This window comes from Mucilaginibacter sp. PAMB04274 (genome assembly GCF_039634385.2).
GTDB lineage: Bacteria > Bacteroidota > Bacteroidia > Sphingobacteriales > Sphingobacteriaceae > Mucilaginibacter.
Map to the genome: position 1 here is coordinate 960,900 of NZ_CP155081.2, position 17,225 is coordinate 978,124.

General features: G+C 44.9%; 12 protein-coding genes. All 12 read left to right on the forward strand.

Features of this window, described 5'->3' with window-relative positions:
• Positions 1-9: 9 nt before the first annotated feature.
• The 12 genes from ABDD95_RS04030 (at position 10) to ABDD95_RS04085 (ending at position 17,132) form a co-directional block, all read left to right on the forward strand.
• Positions 10-1,836 carry a RagB/SusD family nutrient uptake outer membrane protein gene (locus tag ABDD95_RS04030; RefSeq protein ID WP_345950618.1) on the forward strand — a complete coding sequence of 609 codons (1,827 nt, stop codon included), beginning with the start codon at positions 10-12 and terminating at the stop codon, positions 1,834-1,836.
• Between the two features lie 109 nt (positions 1,837-1,945).
• Complete coding sequence (locus tag ABDD95_RS04035; RefSeq protein WP_345950619.1) at positions 1,946-2,692, forward strand: rhamnogalacturonan acetylesterase; 747 nt, start codon at positions 1,946-1,948, stop codon at positions 2,690-2,692.
• A 91-nt stretch (positions 2,693-2,783) separates the two neighbouring features.
• The gene (locus tag ABDD95_RS04040; RefSeq protein WP_345950620.1) at positions 2,784-4,445 is read left to right on the forward strand and encodes a glycoside hydrolase family 28 protein; all 1,662 of its coding nucleotides are present in this window, start codon (positions 2,784-2,786) and stop codon (positions 4,443-4,445) included.
• A gap of 17 nt (positions 4,446-4,462) precedes the next feature.
• Positions 4,463-5,464: a pectinesterase family protein gene (locus tag ABDD95_RS04045; protein WP_345950621.1), complete on the forward strand. Its 1,002-nt coding sequence runs from the start codon at positions 4,463-4,465 to the stop codon at positions 5,462-5,464.
• Between the two features lie 240 nt (positions 5,465-5,704).
• On the forward strand, positions 5,705-7,618 hold the full coding sequence (locus tag ABDD95_RS04050; protein ID WP_345950622.1) for a glycoside hydrolase family 88 protein: 1,914 nt from the start codon (positions 5,705-5,707) through the stop codon (positions 7,616-7,618).
• Positions 7,619-7,622: 4 nt separating this feature from the next.
• Positions 7,623-8,657, forward strand: coding sequence for a pectinesterase family protein (locus ABDD95_RS04055; RefSeq protein ID WP_345950623.1), 1,035 nt, complete (start codon positions 7,623-7,625; stop codon positions 8,655-8,657).
• A gap of 8 nt (positions 8,658-8,665) precedes the next feature.
• Positions 8,666-9,709, forward strand: coding sequence for a pectate lyase (gene pelA, locus ABDD95_RS04060; RefSeq protein ID WP_345950624.1), 1,044 nt, complete (start codon positions 8,666-8,668; stop codon positions 9,707-9,709).
• A 28-nt stretch (positions 9,710-9,737) separates the two neighbouring features.
• The gene (locus ABDD95_RS04065; protein WP_345950625.1) at positions 9,738-11,222 is read left to right on the forward strand and encodes a tagaturonate reductase; all 1,485 of its coding nucleotides are present in this window, start codon (positions 9,738-9,740) and stop codon (positions 11,220-11,222) included.
• 16 nt (positions 11,223-11,238) lie between these two features.
• A complete protein-coding gene (locus tag ABDD95_RS04070; protein ID WP_345950626.1) occupies positions 11,239-12,891 on the forward strand; it encodes an altronate dehydratase family protein in 1,653 nt (550 codons plus the stop codon).
• A 447-nt stretch (positions 12,892-13,338) separates the two neighbouring features.
• Positions 13,339-14,175: an amidohydrolase family protein gene (locus tag ABDD95_RS04075; RefSeq protein ID WP_345950627.1), complete on the forward strand. Its 837-nt coding sequence runs from the start codon at positions 13,339-13,341 to the stop codon at positions 14,173-14,175.
• A gap of 9 nt (positions 14,176-14,184) precedes the next feature.
• Complete coding sequence (locus ABDD95_RS04080; protein WP_345950628.1) at positions 14,185-15,201, forward strand: zinc-binding alcohol dehydrogenase family protein; 1,017 nt, start codon at positions 14,185-14,187, stop codon at positions 15,199-15,201.
• Positions 15,202-15,554: 353 nt separating this feature from the next.
• On the forward strand, positions 15,555-17,132 hold the full coding sequence (locus ABDD95_RS04085; RefSeq protein WP_345950629.1) for a glycosyl hydrolase family 65 protein: 1,578 nt from the start codon (positions 15,555-15,557) through the stop codon (positions 17,130-17,132).
• The last annotated feature ends 93 nt before the right edge of the window (positions 17,133-17,225 follow it).

A 17,225-nucleotide genomic window follows, 5' to 3' on the forward strand; every position in this document is an offset into this window, starting at 1 on the left:
AATATAAAGATGAAATTTTATAATAAAGCAATAATTGCATTTACAGCCAGTATAGCGGCAGTTACTTACAGTGGCTGTAAAAAATATACAGAGGTTGAGCCGCAATCACAATATAGCCTCGAGCAGGCATTCTCAAGTGTCTCTAATGCCACCACCGCCTTGTTAGGAGTTTATGACGAATTATCGGGCGATAACGGTTATGGCATCCGCTTAAACCTGTATTACCCTTACGATACGGATGAAGGTATTGTAAGCGGTGCTATTGATAACGGGCGTCGTGGCATTGGCCGTTACCAATTGCAAACATCGAACACTGAGCTAACCAACCCTTTCAACCAGCTATACCGTGGTGTTGAAAAAGCAAACCTGTGTATAGACCAGATTCCGCAAATGCCAGCTTATACCAGTGGCTCTGCAGCCGATCAAAAAGAGCTAAAGCGTTTGTATGGCGAAGCCTTAACTTTGCGTGCACAATTCCTGTTCGAATTGATCAGAAATTGGGGTGATGTTCCGGCTCCGTTTCAGCCTTCATACAAACAGCCGGATTTGTATATACCCGCTGCAAACCGCGACGCCACTTACGATCATTTAATTGACGACCTGGCTTTGGCCGAAACTTTAGTGCCCTGGCGTACCGAGGTAGCCCGCAATGAGCGTATTACCAAAGGTGCAGTTAAAGCAATGCGTGCAAAGTTGGCCCTGTTCAGAGGCGGTTACTCCTTGCGCACCGATACCAAAACAATGGAGCGTCGCCCCGACTACTTAAAATATTATACCATTGCCCGCGATGAATGCGCTGAGTTGATATCGTCAGCCAATCGCAGTCAGCATATGCTTAACCCGGTTTTTGAAGATGTTTGGAAGAAATATATCTCTGCCTTTACACCCGACCCAGCCGGCGAAATTATGTTTGAAGTTGGCGCAGGTGGTGGTAACAGCATATCTGACAGCCGTATGGGTAACTATGACGGTCCAAGCATAAACGCTGCATCAAGGTATGGTACAGGTGGTGGCGGTATACTTATGCTGCCTAACTATTTCTACGCATTCAATCCGTTAGATACGCGCAGAGACGTAACCATTCCAATTTATGCTATAGGTGCCACAAATCTGAAAAGCTTACGCAGGCTTGGCGAGCTTACCGACGGTAAGTTTAGAAGAGACTGGCGCACGCCGACATTACCCGGAACTGTGTTGAACTTAGGTTATAACTGGCCTATTATTCGTTTTGCTGATGTGCTTTTAATGTTTGCGGAGGCCGACAATGAAATAAAAGGTGCACCTTCGGCTGAAGCTATAGCCGCTTTTGAAGAGGTTAGAAAAAGAGCATTTAAAGGAAATGAATCTGCAATTGGCGTTACGCCAACCGACAAGGCTGGCTTTTTTAACGCTATTGTAAATGAGCGTTACCTGGAGTTTGGCGCCGAAGGCATTCGCAAGTATGATTTGATTCGCTGGAATTTGCTGGGTACTAAAATTGCAGAAGCCCGCTTAAAGATCACTCAAATTAGAGATAATGTAGGTGCCTATGCTAACGTGCCACAGTATATTTACTGGAAAAACAACGGTGAGGAAATCCAATACTTCTCCACCAATCCATTTTATACCACTGCGGTTCCGTCGCCAACCACCGGTTGGACCCGTACCGACTGGCGTCAGCATCTGGTATTTTCAATATCATCAACCGGTACTATCTCAGGTGCATCAATTGATAACCTGCCATTGCAGGAGGGTATTGCCCGCTTCTTTACTCCAAACAAAAGCGAGCTGTTCCCTTATACTACTGCTATATTAGATACTTACGGCGGCAGGCTTAAACAAAACCCTGGCTATTAAGTACTCAAGCACAAAAGCAAGGCTAAATTGCCTTGCTTTTGTGCTTATAACAATAAAAAGAATTTAATGAGAATACGATAAATTCCGTATTTACAACCCAACACTACCTATGCTTCGTAATTGCTTTTTATTACTGTTTTTATCTTTAACATCATTTACATTATCGCCGCCCAAGCAGGTTACGGTATACCTCATCGGGGATTCCACTCTGTCTATTAAAGAAAAAAAATATTACCCTGAAACCGGGTGGGGAATGCCTTTTGTTAACTATTTCGATAGTACGATAACGGTAGATAACCGCGCCAAAAATGGTCGTAGTACCAAAACCTTTATTACCGAAGGTTTATGGCAACCGGTATCAACTGGGATGAAAGCCGGCGATTACCTGTTCATCCAGTTTGGGCATAATGATGAAGTACCTACCAAAAAAAGTTTCACCACCGAAGACGATTTTAGAAAGAACCTTACACTGTTTATTAATGCCGCACGCAGCAAGCAGGCAATACCCGTACTTATTACGCCGGTAGCACGCCGTAAGTTCGATAGTGTTGGTCATGTGGTATCAACACATACGGTTTATGCGCAGATAGTACGCGAAGTGGCGCAGCGAAACAACGTTCCGCTTATTGACCTGGATGCCAAGAGCCAGCAGTTATTGCAGCAGTTGGGTGTTGAGCCGTCAAAATTTTTGTACAATCACCTTGAACCGGGCCAAAATCCTAACTACCCGAAAGGGAAAATAGACGACACCCACTTTAGCGAGCTGGGTGCACGCCGCATGGCCGAGCTGGTGTTAAAAAGTATTGAAGAGTTAAAATTGGAGCTGGCCAATCATATCGTAAAAGCCAATTCTTGATAATTACAGCCAATGTTTTGGCTAATATTGGTCAAGGTTGTTCGTAAACATTTAAGTTATTTTGATAAAACTGATATAAACCAGAAACCTAATGTTAAATATAAAGAGAACTGCACTTGCAGTTATGTTATTAATGGGCGCTTCGGCACCAGTATGGGCACAAACCAAGCCCTATTCGTGGACTAATCTGCCTAAAATAGCCCGCCCGGTATTTAAAAAAGACACATTCAATATTGTTAAATATGGTGCTAAATCTGACGGTATTACCCTGAATACTAAAAGCATCAACAATGCTATTGCCGCATGCAGCGCCAAAGGCGGTGGTGTGGTACTGGTACCCGATGGTTTATGGATGACCGGCCCCATACAGTTAAAAAGCAATGTTAACTTGCACATAAGCCGGGCAGCCCTTTTACAGCTCACGGATGATAAAAGCCAGTATAAATTGGTTGAGGGCAACTGGGAAGGCCATGCAGCCTACCGTAATGAGTCGCCTATTTCGGGTACTAACCTGGTTAATATTGCCATAACGGGCGAGGGTGTAATTGATGGTAACGGGGAGGTTTGGCGTGCAATTGGCAAAGACCGCCTTACCGAGGAGGACTGGAAGAGAAAGTTGGCTGCTGGTGGTGTATTGAGTGAGAACGGTCGCAGCTGGTACCCTTCTGAAAGTTATGCCAAGGCCGCTAAAACACCACGTGCCGGTTACATTGAGCCGGGTTCAAGCGCGGCTGCAAACGAGCAGTACAAAGACTTTTTCAGGCCCAACATGCTGGTGCTAACCAATTGCAAAAAGGTTTTGTTGCAAAATACTACTTTTCAAAATTCTGCTGCCTGGTGTTTACATACTTTGATGTGCCAGGATTTAACCTTGCAGGGTGTACGTGTGCGCAACCCATGGTATGCGCAAAATGGCGATGGTATAGATGTGGAATCATGCAAAAATGTAATGATTGACAACAGCACCTTTGATTGCGGCGATGACGGTATTTGCGTAAAGTCGGGGCGTGACGAGGAAGGCCGCAAACGCGGTATGCCAACGGAGAACATGATTGTAAAAAACAGCATTGTATACCGTGCCCATGGCGGCTTTGTAATAGGTAGCGAAATGTCGGGTGGTGCACGCAATATCTTTGTGTCTGACTGTACTTTTATGACTACCGATATCGGCTTGCGTTTTAAAACTACCCGTGGCCGTGGCGGCATTGTAGAAAACATCCATATTAAAAACATCGCCATGAAGGATATCATAACCAGCGCAATCCTGCTGGATATGTACTACACTGGCAAATCACCAACTGAAGAAGAAATTGCGAACGATAGCGGTTACCCGCCGGTTACTGAGGCAACACCACAGTTCAGGAACATCTACATCAGCAACGTAGCTTGTAATGGTGCCGATAAGGCTTTAATGGTAAGAGGATTACCTGAAATGAATATCAAAGGTATTCACCTGGAAAATATTTCGCTCAAAACCAAAAAAGGTATTGAGATTACTGAGGGACAGGATATAACCCTGAAGAACGTTTATGTGGAGAGCGCTAATACTAAGCCGTTAATCAGCATTTTGAATGGCAACGGGATCAAGTTTGATAACCTGCGTTTTGGTTCCAATACCGAGCAACTGTTCAGCATTGGCGGCAAAAGATCAGCCAATATACAGGTTATCAACTCCGACCTGTCTAAAGCTAAAAACAAAGCTGAGTTTAAAAGCGGTGCAGATAGCAAAGCGTTAATTACTACTGCAAAATAATTAATAAAGATAGCTACATGAAAGTGTTACGTGTATTATTGATTGGTTTAATGCTCACAAGCAGGCTGTTTGCACAACAGCCTGCTTTGCCGTTGCAGCTTACTGTAGCGCAAGATGGTAGTGGCAATTACAAAACCATACAAGAAGCCGTTAATGCCGTGCGCGATTTGGGGCAACAGCAGGTGACCATCCATATAAAAAAAGGTGTTTACCACGAAAAGCTGGTTATCCCCACCTGGAAAACTCATATTTCCTTAATTGGTGAAAGCGCGGAGAATACCATCGTTACTAACGATGATTACTCAGGTAAACCGGTACCCGGCGGTAAAGATGCTTACGGAAAAGAAAAAATGAGCACTTTTACCTCTTACACAGTACTGGTACAGGGCGATGATTTTCGTGCTGAGAACCTAACTATAGCCAACACTGCAGGAAGGGTAGGGCAGGCGGTGGCCCTGCATGTGGAAGGCGATCGTTGTGTTATAAAAAGCTGCCGCATTTTAGGCAACCAGGATACGCTGTATACTGCTACAGGTAGTAGTCGCCAGTTATACCAGGATTGTTATATTGAAGGTACCACTGATTTTATTTTTGGCGAGGCAACGGTAATATTTCAAAACTGTACCATTAAAAGCTTAATGAACTCGTATATCACCGCCGCTGCAACAACGCCTCAGCAAGCATACGGTTATGTATTATTGAACTGCAAGCTGATAGCTGACACGGCCGCCAAAAAAGTGTTTTTAGGCAGACCATGGCGGCCTTACGCCCAAACGGTTTTTTTAAACACCCAAATGGGCAGCCATATTGTGCCGCAAGGCTGGAACCCCTGGAAAGGCGATGCTATGTTTCCGGAGAAGGAAAAAACAGCTTATTATGCCGAGTATAACAATACCGGCCCGGGCGCTAAGACTGCCGACCGGGTAGCCTGGGCTAAGCAGCTTACAGCAAAAGAAGCTAAGCAGTATACCGTTAGAAACGTATTAACAGGTAAAGATAACTGGCAACCGGGCTTGTAGTCACCTTGGTAAACGAGTAAGCAACCGCGTTTGCAGCAGGATAGTACAACATGGTTAAGTAAGTATATTTGGTAGCTGAAATTAGACTTTGTTGTGGGAACGATTGCATGGATTTTATCTTTTGATGCCATACGGTTTCTCAAATTAGGTGTAAAATTGCAATAGAAAATGTTCTGCCCGTAAACCAACATATAAACCATGGTAAGACATCATAGTCTTATCTGCACTTTAAATTAACTTATGAAATATAAAGAATTGATAAGGAAAGGTTTTGTAGCAAGCTTGCTGCTGTTTGGCGCTCATGTGGTGCATGCACAAACGCAGCCCTACTCGCAGCGTATGGCTAAAACAGCTATGTCGGTGTGGAGTGATACCTCAAGCAAAGTGCGCTGGACTTACGAGCAAGGTGTAGTTTGGAAAGGTATTGAACGTGTTTGGCTGCAAACCGGCGAGAAGAAATACTTCCAGTTTTTACAGAATACCGTTGATAAGCTGATACAGCCCGATGGTACAATAAGTAACTATAAGATGGAAGATTACAACATTGATAACGTGCTGCCCGGCCGCACGGTGTTGATGCTGTACAAAGTATTAAATAACGAAAAATATTATAAAGCGGCTAAAACCCTGCGCGAGCAGCTAAGCAAACAGCCCCGGGTACCACAAGGCGGCTTTTGGCACAAAAAGCGTTACCCGAACCAAATGTGGCTGGATGGCCTGTACATGGGTGAACCTTTTTATGCCGAGTATGCGAGCACTTTTCATGAAGATACTGCCTTTAACGACATCGCTCGTCAGTTTATCTTGATGGAGCGCCAATCTCGCGATGCTAAAACCGGCTTGTTATATCATGCCTGGGATCAAAGCAAGCAGGAGCGTTGGGCAAATAAAGAAACTGGTGTATCGCCTCATTTTTGGGGACGTGCAATGGGCTGGTACGGTATGGCACTGGTTGATGTGTTAGATCAAATGCCAACTAATCATCCTAAACGTGCCGAGCTGCTGGTTATCCTGAACCGTTTTGCTACCGCTGTAGCTAAGTACCAGGACAAGCAATCGGGCTTATGGTACCAGGTGCTGGATAAAGGCACCTCAAAAGGTAATTACCTCGAAGCTTCTGCGTCATGTATGTTTGTGTATGCGCTGGCTAAAGGCGTTCGTCAGCACAACCTGCCTAAGTACTTTCAAACCGTAGCCGAAAGCGGTTACAAAGGCATTCTCAATAAGTTCATTAGTACCGACGCAAATGGTCTGATCCATTTAAATGGTACTGTAAGCGTAGCCGGTTTAGGTGGCAACCCCTACCGCGATGGCAGCTACGAGTACTACCTGAGCGAAAAGGTTGTTACCGACGATGCCAAAGGTGTGGGCGCCTTTATACAGGCCAGTGTTGAAATGGAACGCCTTCCAAACCTGGCAGCCGGCCGCAACAAGAATGTAATGCTCGATAGTTACTTTAACGATGAGCGAAAAAAAGACATTACTGGTGAAGCCTACCCTTACCATTACAAATGGGAGGGATGGGATAATAATGGGTTTTCACTATTTGGCAATATATTCAACAACTATGGTTTAAACCTGGGCACACTTTATCAGGCGCCTACGGCCGCTAACTTAAAACCAGCTTCTATCTATGTAATTGTTGATCCTGATATTCCTAAAGAAAACCCGAATGCCAAATACATGCAGCCTGCTCATGCCTCGGCCATTGCCGATTGGGTAAAGCAAGGTGGTGTATTACTGGTGCTGCATAATGATACCGGTAATGCCGAGTTCAAAAACTTTAACACCTTAATGAGCAAGTTTGGCTTAACTTTTAAAGAAAACAGCATCAACCACGTGCAAGGCAGCCAGTTTGAACAAGGTGCAGTGCAGATACCTGCAGGCAACCCGGTATTTAAAACGGCTAAAAAGATCTATATTAAAGAGATTAGCACATTTGCTTTAACGCCTCCAGGCAAATCAGTACTGAACCAAAAAGGCGAAGTGGCGGTTGCCATGGCCAAATACGGCAAAGGCACCGTGCTTGCTGTGGGCGATCCGTGGTTTTACAACGAATACCTGGATGGCCGCAAGCTAACTCCTGATCTGGAAAATTTTAAAGCCGCTAATGATGTAGTGGCGTGGTTAGTGCAGCAAATACCCGCAAAGTAAAATCATGAAGCAGCTGGCATTTATAATAGGTTTACTGGCTATGGGCATAGCTCACAGCTTTGGCCAGCCAAAGGCTAAGCTGCCTGTGGTGGTAGATGCTGCAGGCAAAGGCCAATTTAAAACTATTCAGGCCGCCATTAACAGTTTACCGGATTCGGCAACGGCCGATAGGGTGATCTTGATAAAGAACGGCACATATAACGAAAAGCTGTTCATTACCAAAAATCACATTGTACTAAAAGGCGAAAGCGAAAAAGGCGTGGTAATAACCCAGGACATTGCACGCGATATATGGCGCTGTCAGGGTAACGCTGATGATTGGGGGGTGGCCACTATGAATTTGCGCGGTAGCGATATTACCCTGCAAAATCTGTCGGTTATTAATGGTTACGGCTTCCATCACAAGGCAGATACCATAGTGAGCTGCCAGGTGGGTAGCGAACCGGCTACGCAAAAAGCGGTAAAAAATACTGGTCATCAGATGGCCCTGCGTTCTTTCCAAACTACCCGGCTAAAAGTGCTTAACTGTACGTTTCGCGCTTTGGGTGGCGACACCGTAAGTCCATGGAATGCTGCCAGCGGCTTGTTCTATTTTAAAGACTGCACTATGGAAGGCGGCGTTGATTTTTACTGCCCGCGCGGCTGGGCCTATGCCGAGGGCTGTACCTTTATATGTCATAGTAAAGAGGCCGCTATATGGCACGATGGTTCCGGAAATCCCGATCAAAAGACTGTGTTGGTAAACTGCACATTTAAAGGTGATGAAGGCTTTAAACTGGGCCGCTACCACCGCGAATCGCAGTTTTATTTAATTAACTGCTCATTTGCGGCTACCATGGCCAACGCGCCTGTTTTTCAGGCGGCCAGTTCAACTGGTGTAAAATGGGGCGAGCGGGTATATTACTACAATTGTCACCGTACAGGCGGCGATTTTGCCTGGTTTGCCAATAATTTAAACAAGGCTAAAACAGCACCGGTTGCTAGTCAGATCAATGCGCAATGGGCGCTTGACCAGCAATGGAACCCGATGCTTAATTAAGTAACAAAATGAAGATTTATATAAAAATATTAACCTTGGTTATGCTGTTGGGTTTTACCTATACAACGCAAGCTCAAACAGCACAAACCGACCCTATAGCCGAAAATATGCTGGTATACCAGCGTAGTGTTGGCGGCTGGCCAAAAGCAGTAGCCGAAGTAAAGGTAGATTATAACAAAGTGCTAACCGATGCACAGAAAGCTGCCACCCTGAAAGATGCCGGCCGTATTGATGCCACTATTGATAACAGCGCCACTTACAAAGAAATTACTTACCTGGTTGGTGCCTATAAACAAACCAACAACAAAGCCTACCTCCAATCGGCCGAAAAGGGAATCCGTTATCTGCTGAAGGCTCAGTACGCTAATGGCGGATGGCCGCAATATTACCCCGATAGCGCTTTATACCGTGCGCAGATCACTTACAACGATAACGCCATGATGAACGTAATGGAAATTATGTACAACGTGGCCAACCGCAAAAATGGTTTTGATGTAATTGATGCATCATTGGTAGCGCCGGCTGCTAACGCGGTAAAAAGAGGCATTGATTGCATTTTAAAAACCCAGATTAAAGTAAACGGCAAACTAACCGCCTGGAACCAGCAATATGACCACCGCACACTGCAGCCTGTAATGGCCCGCAAGTTCGAACTGGTTGGGTTGGCCTCGTCCGAATCTGCCGCTATTGTGCAATTTCTCATGCAGTTGCCTTCGCCATCAACCGAAATAAAGGCTGCCATTAAAGGCGCCGTTGAGTGGTTTGATGACGTGAAATTAAAAGGTATCCGTTTTGATCACGTGCCAGATGCAGCAAACCCTGGTAAAAAGGATGGTGTAGTTGTACCCGATTCTTCATCAGTTATTTGGGCACGTTATTATGAAATTGGTACCAACAAGCCTTTCTTTTCAGGCCGTAACAGCGAAAAGAGATATAACCTTACTGAAATAGAGCAGGAGCGCAGAGGCGGCTATGCATGGTATGGCGTGTGGCCTAAAAAAATATTAGACAAACAATACCCGGCATGGGCAAAAAAGAACGGCGTTAAGTAAAAAGCATATGATATTATCCCGATATAATTTGAACAAGATAAGCGTACCAGAGTTGGTATTGCCTGCAGAAGAAGTATTTGAACTGCCCGAAAGAGTATTGCAATTTGGTACAGGCGTGCTGTTGCGCGGTTTGCCCGATTATTACATAGATAAAGCCAATCGCGCCGGCGTATTTAACGGCCGTGCGGTGGTAGTTAAATCAACTGATACAGGTTCAGCTACCGATTTTGACCGCCAGGACAGCTTATATACCTTGTACATCAAAGGCATTGAGAATGGCGAGGGTGTTGACGAACAGATAGTATGCTCTGCGATCAGCCGGGTACTATCAGCCGGTACCGACTGGGATAGCATCCTCAAAGTGGCTCAAAGTCCTGACCTGCAAATCGTAATTTCCAATACTACCGAGGTAGGTATACAGTTGGTGCAGGATGATATCCGTAAACATCCGCCGGTATCTTTTCCAGGCAAGTTGCTGGCCATTTTATACGAGCGTTACCAGACCTTTAAAGGTAGCGCCGATAGCGGTTTAGTGATAGTGCCAACCGAACTAATTGTTGATAACGGCAAAAAGCTGGAAGCCATTGTGCTGGAGCTGGCCCACCTGAACAAGCTGGAGCCCGCCTTCATGGATTGGTTGGAGGAGCATAACCATTTCTGCAACTCATTGGTTGATCGTATTGTACCCGGTAAGCCTGATGCTAAATTAGCTGCCGAGCTGGAGAGCAAAAGCGGTTATCAGGATGATCTGCGCACGGTATCTGAAGTATACTCGCTTTGGGCTATTGAGGGTGATGAGCATATCAAAAATGTACTTTCATTTGCCCAGGTTGATAAAGGCGTGGTAATTGTTCCAAATATTGAGATTTTCCGCGAGCTGAAATTGCGCTTGTTGAACGGTACGCATACCTTGAGTTGTGCTGTTGCCTTTTTGTCAGGCTTCAGAACTGTCAAGGAGGCAATGGACGATGCTGCCTTTTCTAACTTTATTACCCAGTTAATGCTTAGGGAAATTGCCCCGGCTATCCCATATGACGTTGATCATGATACTGCGGCCGATTTTGCAGGCAAAGTGCTTGACAGGTTCCGTAATCCTTATATTGAGCATCAGTGGATCAGCATTTCGGCACAATATTCGTCTAAAATAAAAATGCGTGTGATGCCGTTATTGTTAAATCACTACCAATCTCATGATAATGCGCCAGCTTTGTTTACTTTTGGCTTTGCCGCCTTCCTAAGGTTTATGAAATCGGAAAAGAATGCCGAAGGAAAGTTTGTCGGCAATGTTAATGGTAAGGATTATACAATTACCGATAGCCAGGCTGAGGTATTTTACAATGCATGGCAAAAGACCGAATTGCATGATGTAGCCTACACCTTACTGGCTGATAAAAACCTTTGGGATGCCGATTTAACGCAGTTGAAAGGGTTTAAAGAAGCCGTATTAAATCAGTTACAGCAGATAGTAGCAAACGGAACACAAGATATTTTATTAAAAGAAGCAACAGTTTAAACAGGAAGCGATTCTGATGAAACAGACGATATTAAAAATACACCCCGATGATAATGTGTTGGTTGCCTTGACTGACATACCAGCTGGCGACGTAATAACTTACGGCCAGGATACTTTTACCACTATACAAATGATACCTGCCAAACATAAGGTGGCTATTCATGAGATTAAGGCTGGCGACAGCATTATCATGTATGGCGTACTGGTAGGTAAGGCTCAGTTTGATATAGCGTCGGGAGGCTTACTTACCACCAGCAATATTAAACATGCGGCTAACGGTATGTCTACCGAGAGTAAGCACACCAGCTGGCAACAACCTAATGTAAGCGAATGGCAGGGGCGTACTTTTAAAGGTTATCATCGTTCTGATGGCAGCGTTGGTACCGCAAATTACTGGCTGGTTATACCTATGGTATTCTGCGAAAATCGTAATCTCGAAGTTTTACAGGAGGCTTTGGTAAAACCACTGGGATATGGCCGCAAAAAAACATACGAAACCAAGGCGCTGCAACTCATTAACAAAGTAAAAGCAGGTGGCGGTATCGAAGAAGTATTATTCACCGAGATTGAAAGCGGCGACGGTTTAGATCGCGAAGCGAAAGTTTTCCCTAATGTTGATGGTATTAAGTTTTTAACCCATACAGGTGGCTGCGGCGGTATCCGTCAGGATGCTGAAACTTTATGCGGCCTGCTGGCAGGTTACATTACGCACCCTAACGTAGCCGGAGCAACCGTGCTTAGCCTAGGCTGCCAAAATGCACAAGTAAGTATCTTACAACGTGAGATCGAAAAACGCTCTCCTATGTTTGATAAGCCGTTGTACATCTTAGATCAGCAAACAATTGGTAAAGAGTCTGACATTATTGACCAGGCCCTGCGCAAGACGATGGCGGGCTTAATTCATGCCAATCAGTACACTCGTCAGCCTGCGCCATTAAGCAAGCTAACTATTGGCTTAGAGTGCGGTGGTTCTGATGGTTTTTCGGGCATATCTGCTAACCCGGCTATAGGCTATACATCAGATTTGCTGGTGGCTTTAGGTGGTTCGGTTATTTTGGCCGAGTTTCCGGAACTGTGTGGCGTGGAGCAAAACCTGATTGACCGTTGTGTAGAGGAAGAAGATGCAAACCGCTTTGTAAGCCTGGTGCGTACCTACGCCCAACGCGCCGAAGAGGTAGGTTCAGGCTTTGATATGAACCCATCACCAGGTAATATTAAAGATGGTTTAATTACCGATGCAATCAAATCTGCAGGTGCAGCCAAAAAAGGTGGTACTTCGCCAGTGGTAGATGTATTGGATTATCCTGAAAAAGTGGTTAAACCAGGTTTAAACCTGTTGTGTACACCGGGTAACGATGTGGAAAGTACCACTGCCGAAGTAGGCTCTGGTGCCAACGTTGTATTATTTACTACGGGCTTAGGTACACCAACCGGTAACCCCATTACGCCGGTAGTTAAAATTGCTACCAATACCAACCTGTATAATAAAATGAGCGACATCATTGACCTTAACACAGGTACCATTATTGAAGGCGAAGAGACGATTGAACAAGCCGGAGAACGCATACTGGATTACGTAGTAAAAGTAGCCAGTGGCGAGGTTGAAGTATGTGCTGTACGCCATGGTCAGGATGATTTCATTCCATGGAAAAGAGGCGTGTCTTTGTAAAATAAAAGATTTACTGTAAAATAAAATAGCCCCTGGTCAAGCGCCAGGGGCTATTTTATTTTAGCTTTTTTCCACCGATTTCGAAGTGTATTATTTGGTTTGATCGGTGTATTGGCAAAAAAATGCATATCAAAATCAAATCCCTTATCCATAGGGGCAAAATTAACCGCCGTATTATAAATATTAAAGCCAAGGTATTGCCAAGCAGTAGTGCTAATTAAGCGCACTAGGAGCATAGTTTTTTGGTCCGCTATCTTGACAATTAAGATTTAATTGTGGTTATTTATGCCAACAATTATCCTGTTGGCACATGTAAGTTTTCTGTTAATGGCAACATCCTATAAAAAACAGACAATTACAGCAAATTTTATTCTGGTTATTTTTAATCTATTTGAAAAATGCCATTTATAAGTCCTGCCCCAAACAGGGTTATAAACCATAACTACCATGTATAGACTTGATGCTCATCAGCACTTCTGGAAATTTGACCCGGTAAGAGACAGCTGGATTACGGAAGAAATGGATACCATTCGCCGCGACTTTCTGCCGCAGGATTTGATGCACATCCTCATGCACAATCAAATTGAGGGATGCATAGCCGTACAGGCCAGCCAAACCGAAAAGGAAAACGATTTCTTGCTTAATCTGGCTGCCGTAAACCCTTTCATAAAAGGTGTGGTGGGTTGGGTTGATTTGCAGGCCGAAGATGTAGAAGAGCGGCTGAAGTACTACAGTTTGCGCGACAAGATGGTAGGGTTCAGGCATGTGTTACAAGGCGAACCACAGCGCGATTTTATGCTGCGGCCCGAGTTTTTAAAAGGAATTGGTTTGCTCGGTAAGTATGATTTTACTTATGACATACTAATCTTTCCAGACCAGTTGGACTATACGGCCGAGTTTGTGGCTAAGTTTCCAAACCAGCGCTTTGTGATAGACCATATTGCCAAGCCCGATATTAAAAACCAGGAGGTTGCAGAGTGGGAAAAAGCCATACGAAAGGTGGCACAATATACCAACGTTTACTGCAAGGTATCGGGTATGGTAACTGAAGCTAATTGGTACGGTTGGGAGGAAGAAGATTTTAAGCCCTACCTGGATATTGTATTTGATGCCTTTGGCGTTGAAAGAGTAATGTTTGGGTCAGACTGGCCCGTGTGCATGGTGGCCGGTGGCTACAACCGCGTGGTTAAAATGGTAAAGCATCATACCGAATCATTAAGTGACCACGAAAAGGCCTTGTTTTGGGGAGGCAACGCCATAAAGTTTTATAATTTGGAAGAGTAGAAAGAAAAGATGAAAATATTAACCTGTACTACCCCTGGCACGTTCGATTATGGCGAGGTGGAGAAACCCCAGCTTAAACCCGATCATGCCATTATCAAAATAAAGCGCATAGGTATTTGCGGTACCGATTTGCATGCCTACCGCGGCACCCAGCCCTTCTTTAGTTACCCCCGTATTTTGGGTCATGAGCTATCGGGCGAGTTGGTGGAGTTTGATAATGCACCGGGCTTTGAGGTAGGTGAGGCACTAACCTTTATTCCTTATTTTAATTGCGGCGTTTGCGTGGCCTGTCGTTCGGGCAAACCTAACTGCTGCGTAAATATACAAGTTTGCGGTGTGCATGCTGATGGCGGCATGGTAGAGTATCTGCAAGTACCATCTTACGCGCTGGTACACGGCGAAGGATTAACTTATGACGAGCTGGCACTGGTTGAGCCTTTGGCCATAGGTGCGCATGGTATCCGTAGGGCCATGGTTGAGCCGGGCGAATTTGTGCTGGTAATAGGAGCCGGGCCGATTGGTTTGGGCACTATAGAATTTGCCCGTATAGCAGGGGGCAATGTAATTGCTATGGATGTAAGTAATGATCGTCTTAACTTTTGTGAAAACAAGCTGGGCATACAGCACACCATTAACCCGCTTGAAGGTAACGCGATTGAGCAATTACGGGCCATTACAAACGGCGATATGGCTTCGGTAGTGGTAGATGCAACCGGCAACCTGAAAGCCATAAACGGCGGTATTGATTACCTGGCACATGGCGGCCGTTATGTATTGATTGGGTTGCAAAAAGAAGCATTCAGCTTTAATCACCCAGAGTTTCACAAGCGCGAATCTACCCTGATGAGCAGCCGTAACGCTACCCGTCAGGACTTTGAGCACGTAGTAGCTAGCATGAAACAAGGACTGGTAGACCCTAAAACTTATATCACTCACCGCGTTAATTTCGACGAAGTGAAACAAGAATTTGAAAGCTGGCTGTTACCCGAAACGCAGGTGATAAAAGCTATGATTGTGAATGAATGAGGTGAGGGAGGATTTAGTGAGGAAAGCCGAAGGACTTATAGGGAGAGCCAAGAAACAAAAGAATTAGTAAATTAAAGAAGCGTGGGGCTGCCAACGCACCCGGCCAGGAGTATGGCCTGTAGCGCTGGCAGGGATTGTGTTGGCTAGGCCTTTTGGTTACTTTGTGGCTATGGCAAAGTAACAGCCGCTGCGGCGAATGAGCAGACGAAGTGAGTTTATAGCACTGAACAAAGTAAACGAAGCACCAACTGAAGTTAACAGCACAAGTAAGACTATCCTTCGCAGAAATTTGCTTCGCGCCTCGCAATGACGTAAGGTCAGTTCGTGAGCGAAGACCATTATAAACAATATAAATGAAGAAGTTATTTATTTACCTCTTACTAACCTTTACGGCAATCTCAACCCAGGCGCAAACCAAGCTTGGATTAAGCACCGATAAGTTGAAGTTTTACGTTACCGAGTTTAATAAAATTGATACCGAGACGGTAAAGAACTATGTAACCAACGATAACGCTTTTGGCTGGTTATCGCAAAATGTGCCGCTGTTTGAGTGCCCGGATAGTACCATCGAGAAGATTTACTACTACCGCTGGTGGACCTTTCGTAAACATTTAAAGCAAACACCCGAGGGCTTTATCTTCACCGAGTTTATAACCCCGATGAACCATGCTGGTAAATACAATACCATCAGTAGTGCATTAGGTCATCACATTTACGAAGGGCGCTGGCTGCGTAATCCGCAATTCATCAATGAGTATATTAATTTTTGGTTGTATGTAGATCCCAAAACACCAAAGCCCCACCTGCATGCCTTTAGCAGTTGGTTGCAGGATGCCGTGTACAACTATTACCTGGTAAAAGGCAACAAAAACTGGGTGCAAAAATTACTGCCCACGCTGGATGCCGACTACCGCCAATGGGAAGCCGAAAAACAACTGCCTAACCAAATGTTCTGGCAATTTGATGTACGCGACGCCATGGAGGAATCCATAAGCGGTGGCCGTAAGGATAAAAATATCCGTCCCACAATAAACAGCTATATGTATGGCAACGCAGTAGCACTCTCCAAAATGGCCGATTTAGCCGGCAATGATACCCTGAAGAAAAAATATGCAGCTAAAGCCAAGCTATTAAAAAAGCTTGTTCAGGATACTTTGTGGGATAATAAGGCAAATTTCTTCAAAGTAAAACAAGTAGCCAAGAACCAACTGGCCGATGCCCGGGAAGAATTGGGTTACATTCCATGGTATTTTAACCTGCCCGATGATAAAGCAAAATACGCTGAACAGTGGGAGCAGTTAACCGACGAGAAAGGCTTTAACGCACCCTGGGGCATTACCACGGCCGAGCGCAGGCACCCTGGGTTCCGTACGCATGGTTCAGGACATGGCTGTGAATGGGACGGCGCGGTATGGCCTTTTGCAACCACGCAAACGCTTAAAGGGCTGGCAAGTTTGTTAACGAGTTATAAGAATAAGGATGGCATGTCTACCAAAGTGTTCTATAACGAACTGCACAAGTATGCCGCATCGCACACTAAGCGTGGCTTGCCATACCTGGGCGAGTACCAGGATGAAAAAAATGGCGAATGGCTAAAAGGCGATAACCCGCGCAGCAGCTACTATAATCACTCCGGCTTTGCCGATCTGATTATCAGTAATTTAATTGGCTTAAAACCACGTGATGATGAAAAGCTGGAAGTTTATCCGCTGTTGCCGCCTAACCAGTGGGATTGGTTTGCCCTAGATAAAGTGAACTACCGCGGCAGACTGATTACCATCCGCTGGGATAAGACGGGTGAGAAGTACCATCAGGGAAAAGGCTTCTTTGTTTACGCCGATGGTAAAGAGATTTCAAAGAGCAGTGAGTTAAAACATATTGTGGTGAAACTGCCCTTGCCGGCGCTTAGTAAAGATAAAATGGTACAATAGCATGAAAAAATGCTATACAAAAACTTTGAGCTGTACCCATAGATTTGAACCTGATAAAATAACCAATAGTAAACTTTCAGTCTGTTTGTTAAA

What these genes read in the sequence shown, in the direction of transcription:
- ABDD95_RS04030 (WP_345950618.1), top strand. Translation starts at nt 10, where the DNA reads ATGAAATTTTATAATAAAGCAATAATTGCATTTACAGCCAGTATAGCG.
- ABDD95_RS04035 (WP_345950619.1), top strand. Translation starts at nt 1,946, where the DNA reads ATGCTTCGTAATTGCTTTTTATTACTGTTTTTATCTTTAACATCATTT.
- ABDD95_RS04040 (WP_345950620.1), top strand. Translation starts at nt 2,784, where the DNA reads ATGTTAAATATAAAGAGAACTGCACTTGCAGTTATGTTATTAATGGGC.
- ABDD95_RS04045 (WP_345950621.1), top strand. Translation starts at nt 4,463, where the DNA reads ATGAAAGTGTTACGTGTATTATTGATTGGTTTAATGCTCACAAGCAGG.
- ABDD95_RS04050 (WP_345950622.1), top strand. Translation starts at nt 5,705, where the DNA reads ATGAAATATAAAGAATTGATAAGGAAAGGTTTTGTAGCAAGCTTGCTG.
- ABDD95_RS04055 (WP_345950623.1), top strand. Translation starts at nt 7,623, where the DNA reads ATGAAGCAGCTGGCATTTATAATAGGTTTACTGGCTATGGGCATAGCT.
- pelA (WP_345950624.1), top strand. Translation starts at nt 8,666, where the DNA reads ATGAAGATTTATATAAAAATATTAACCTTGGTTATGCTGTTGGGTTTT.
- ABDD95_RS04070 (WP_345950626.1), top strand. Translation starts at nt 11,239, where the DNA reads ATGAAACAGACGATATTAAAAATACACCCCGATGATAATGTGTTGGTT.
- ABDD95_RS04075 (WP_345950627.1), top strand. Translation starts at nt 13,339, where the DNA reads ATGTATAGACTTGATGCTCATCAGCACTTCTGGAAATTTGACCCGGTA.
- ABDD95_RS04080 (WP_345950628.1), top strand. Translation starts at nt 14,185, where the DNA reads ATGAAAATATTAACCTGTACTACCCCTGGCACGTTCGATTATGGCGAG.
- ABDD95_RS04085 (WP_345950629.1), top strand. Translation starts at nt 15,555, where the DNA reads ATGAAGAAGTTATTTATTTACCTCTTACTAACCTTTACGGCAATCTCA.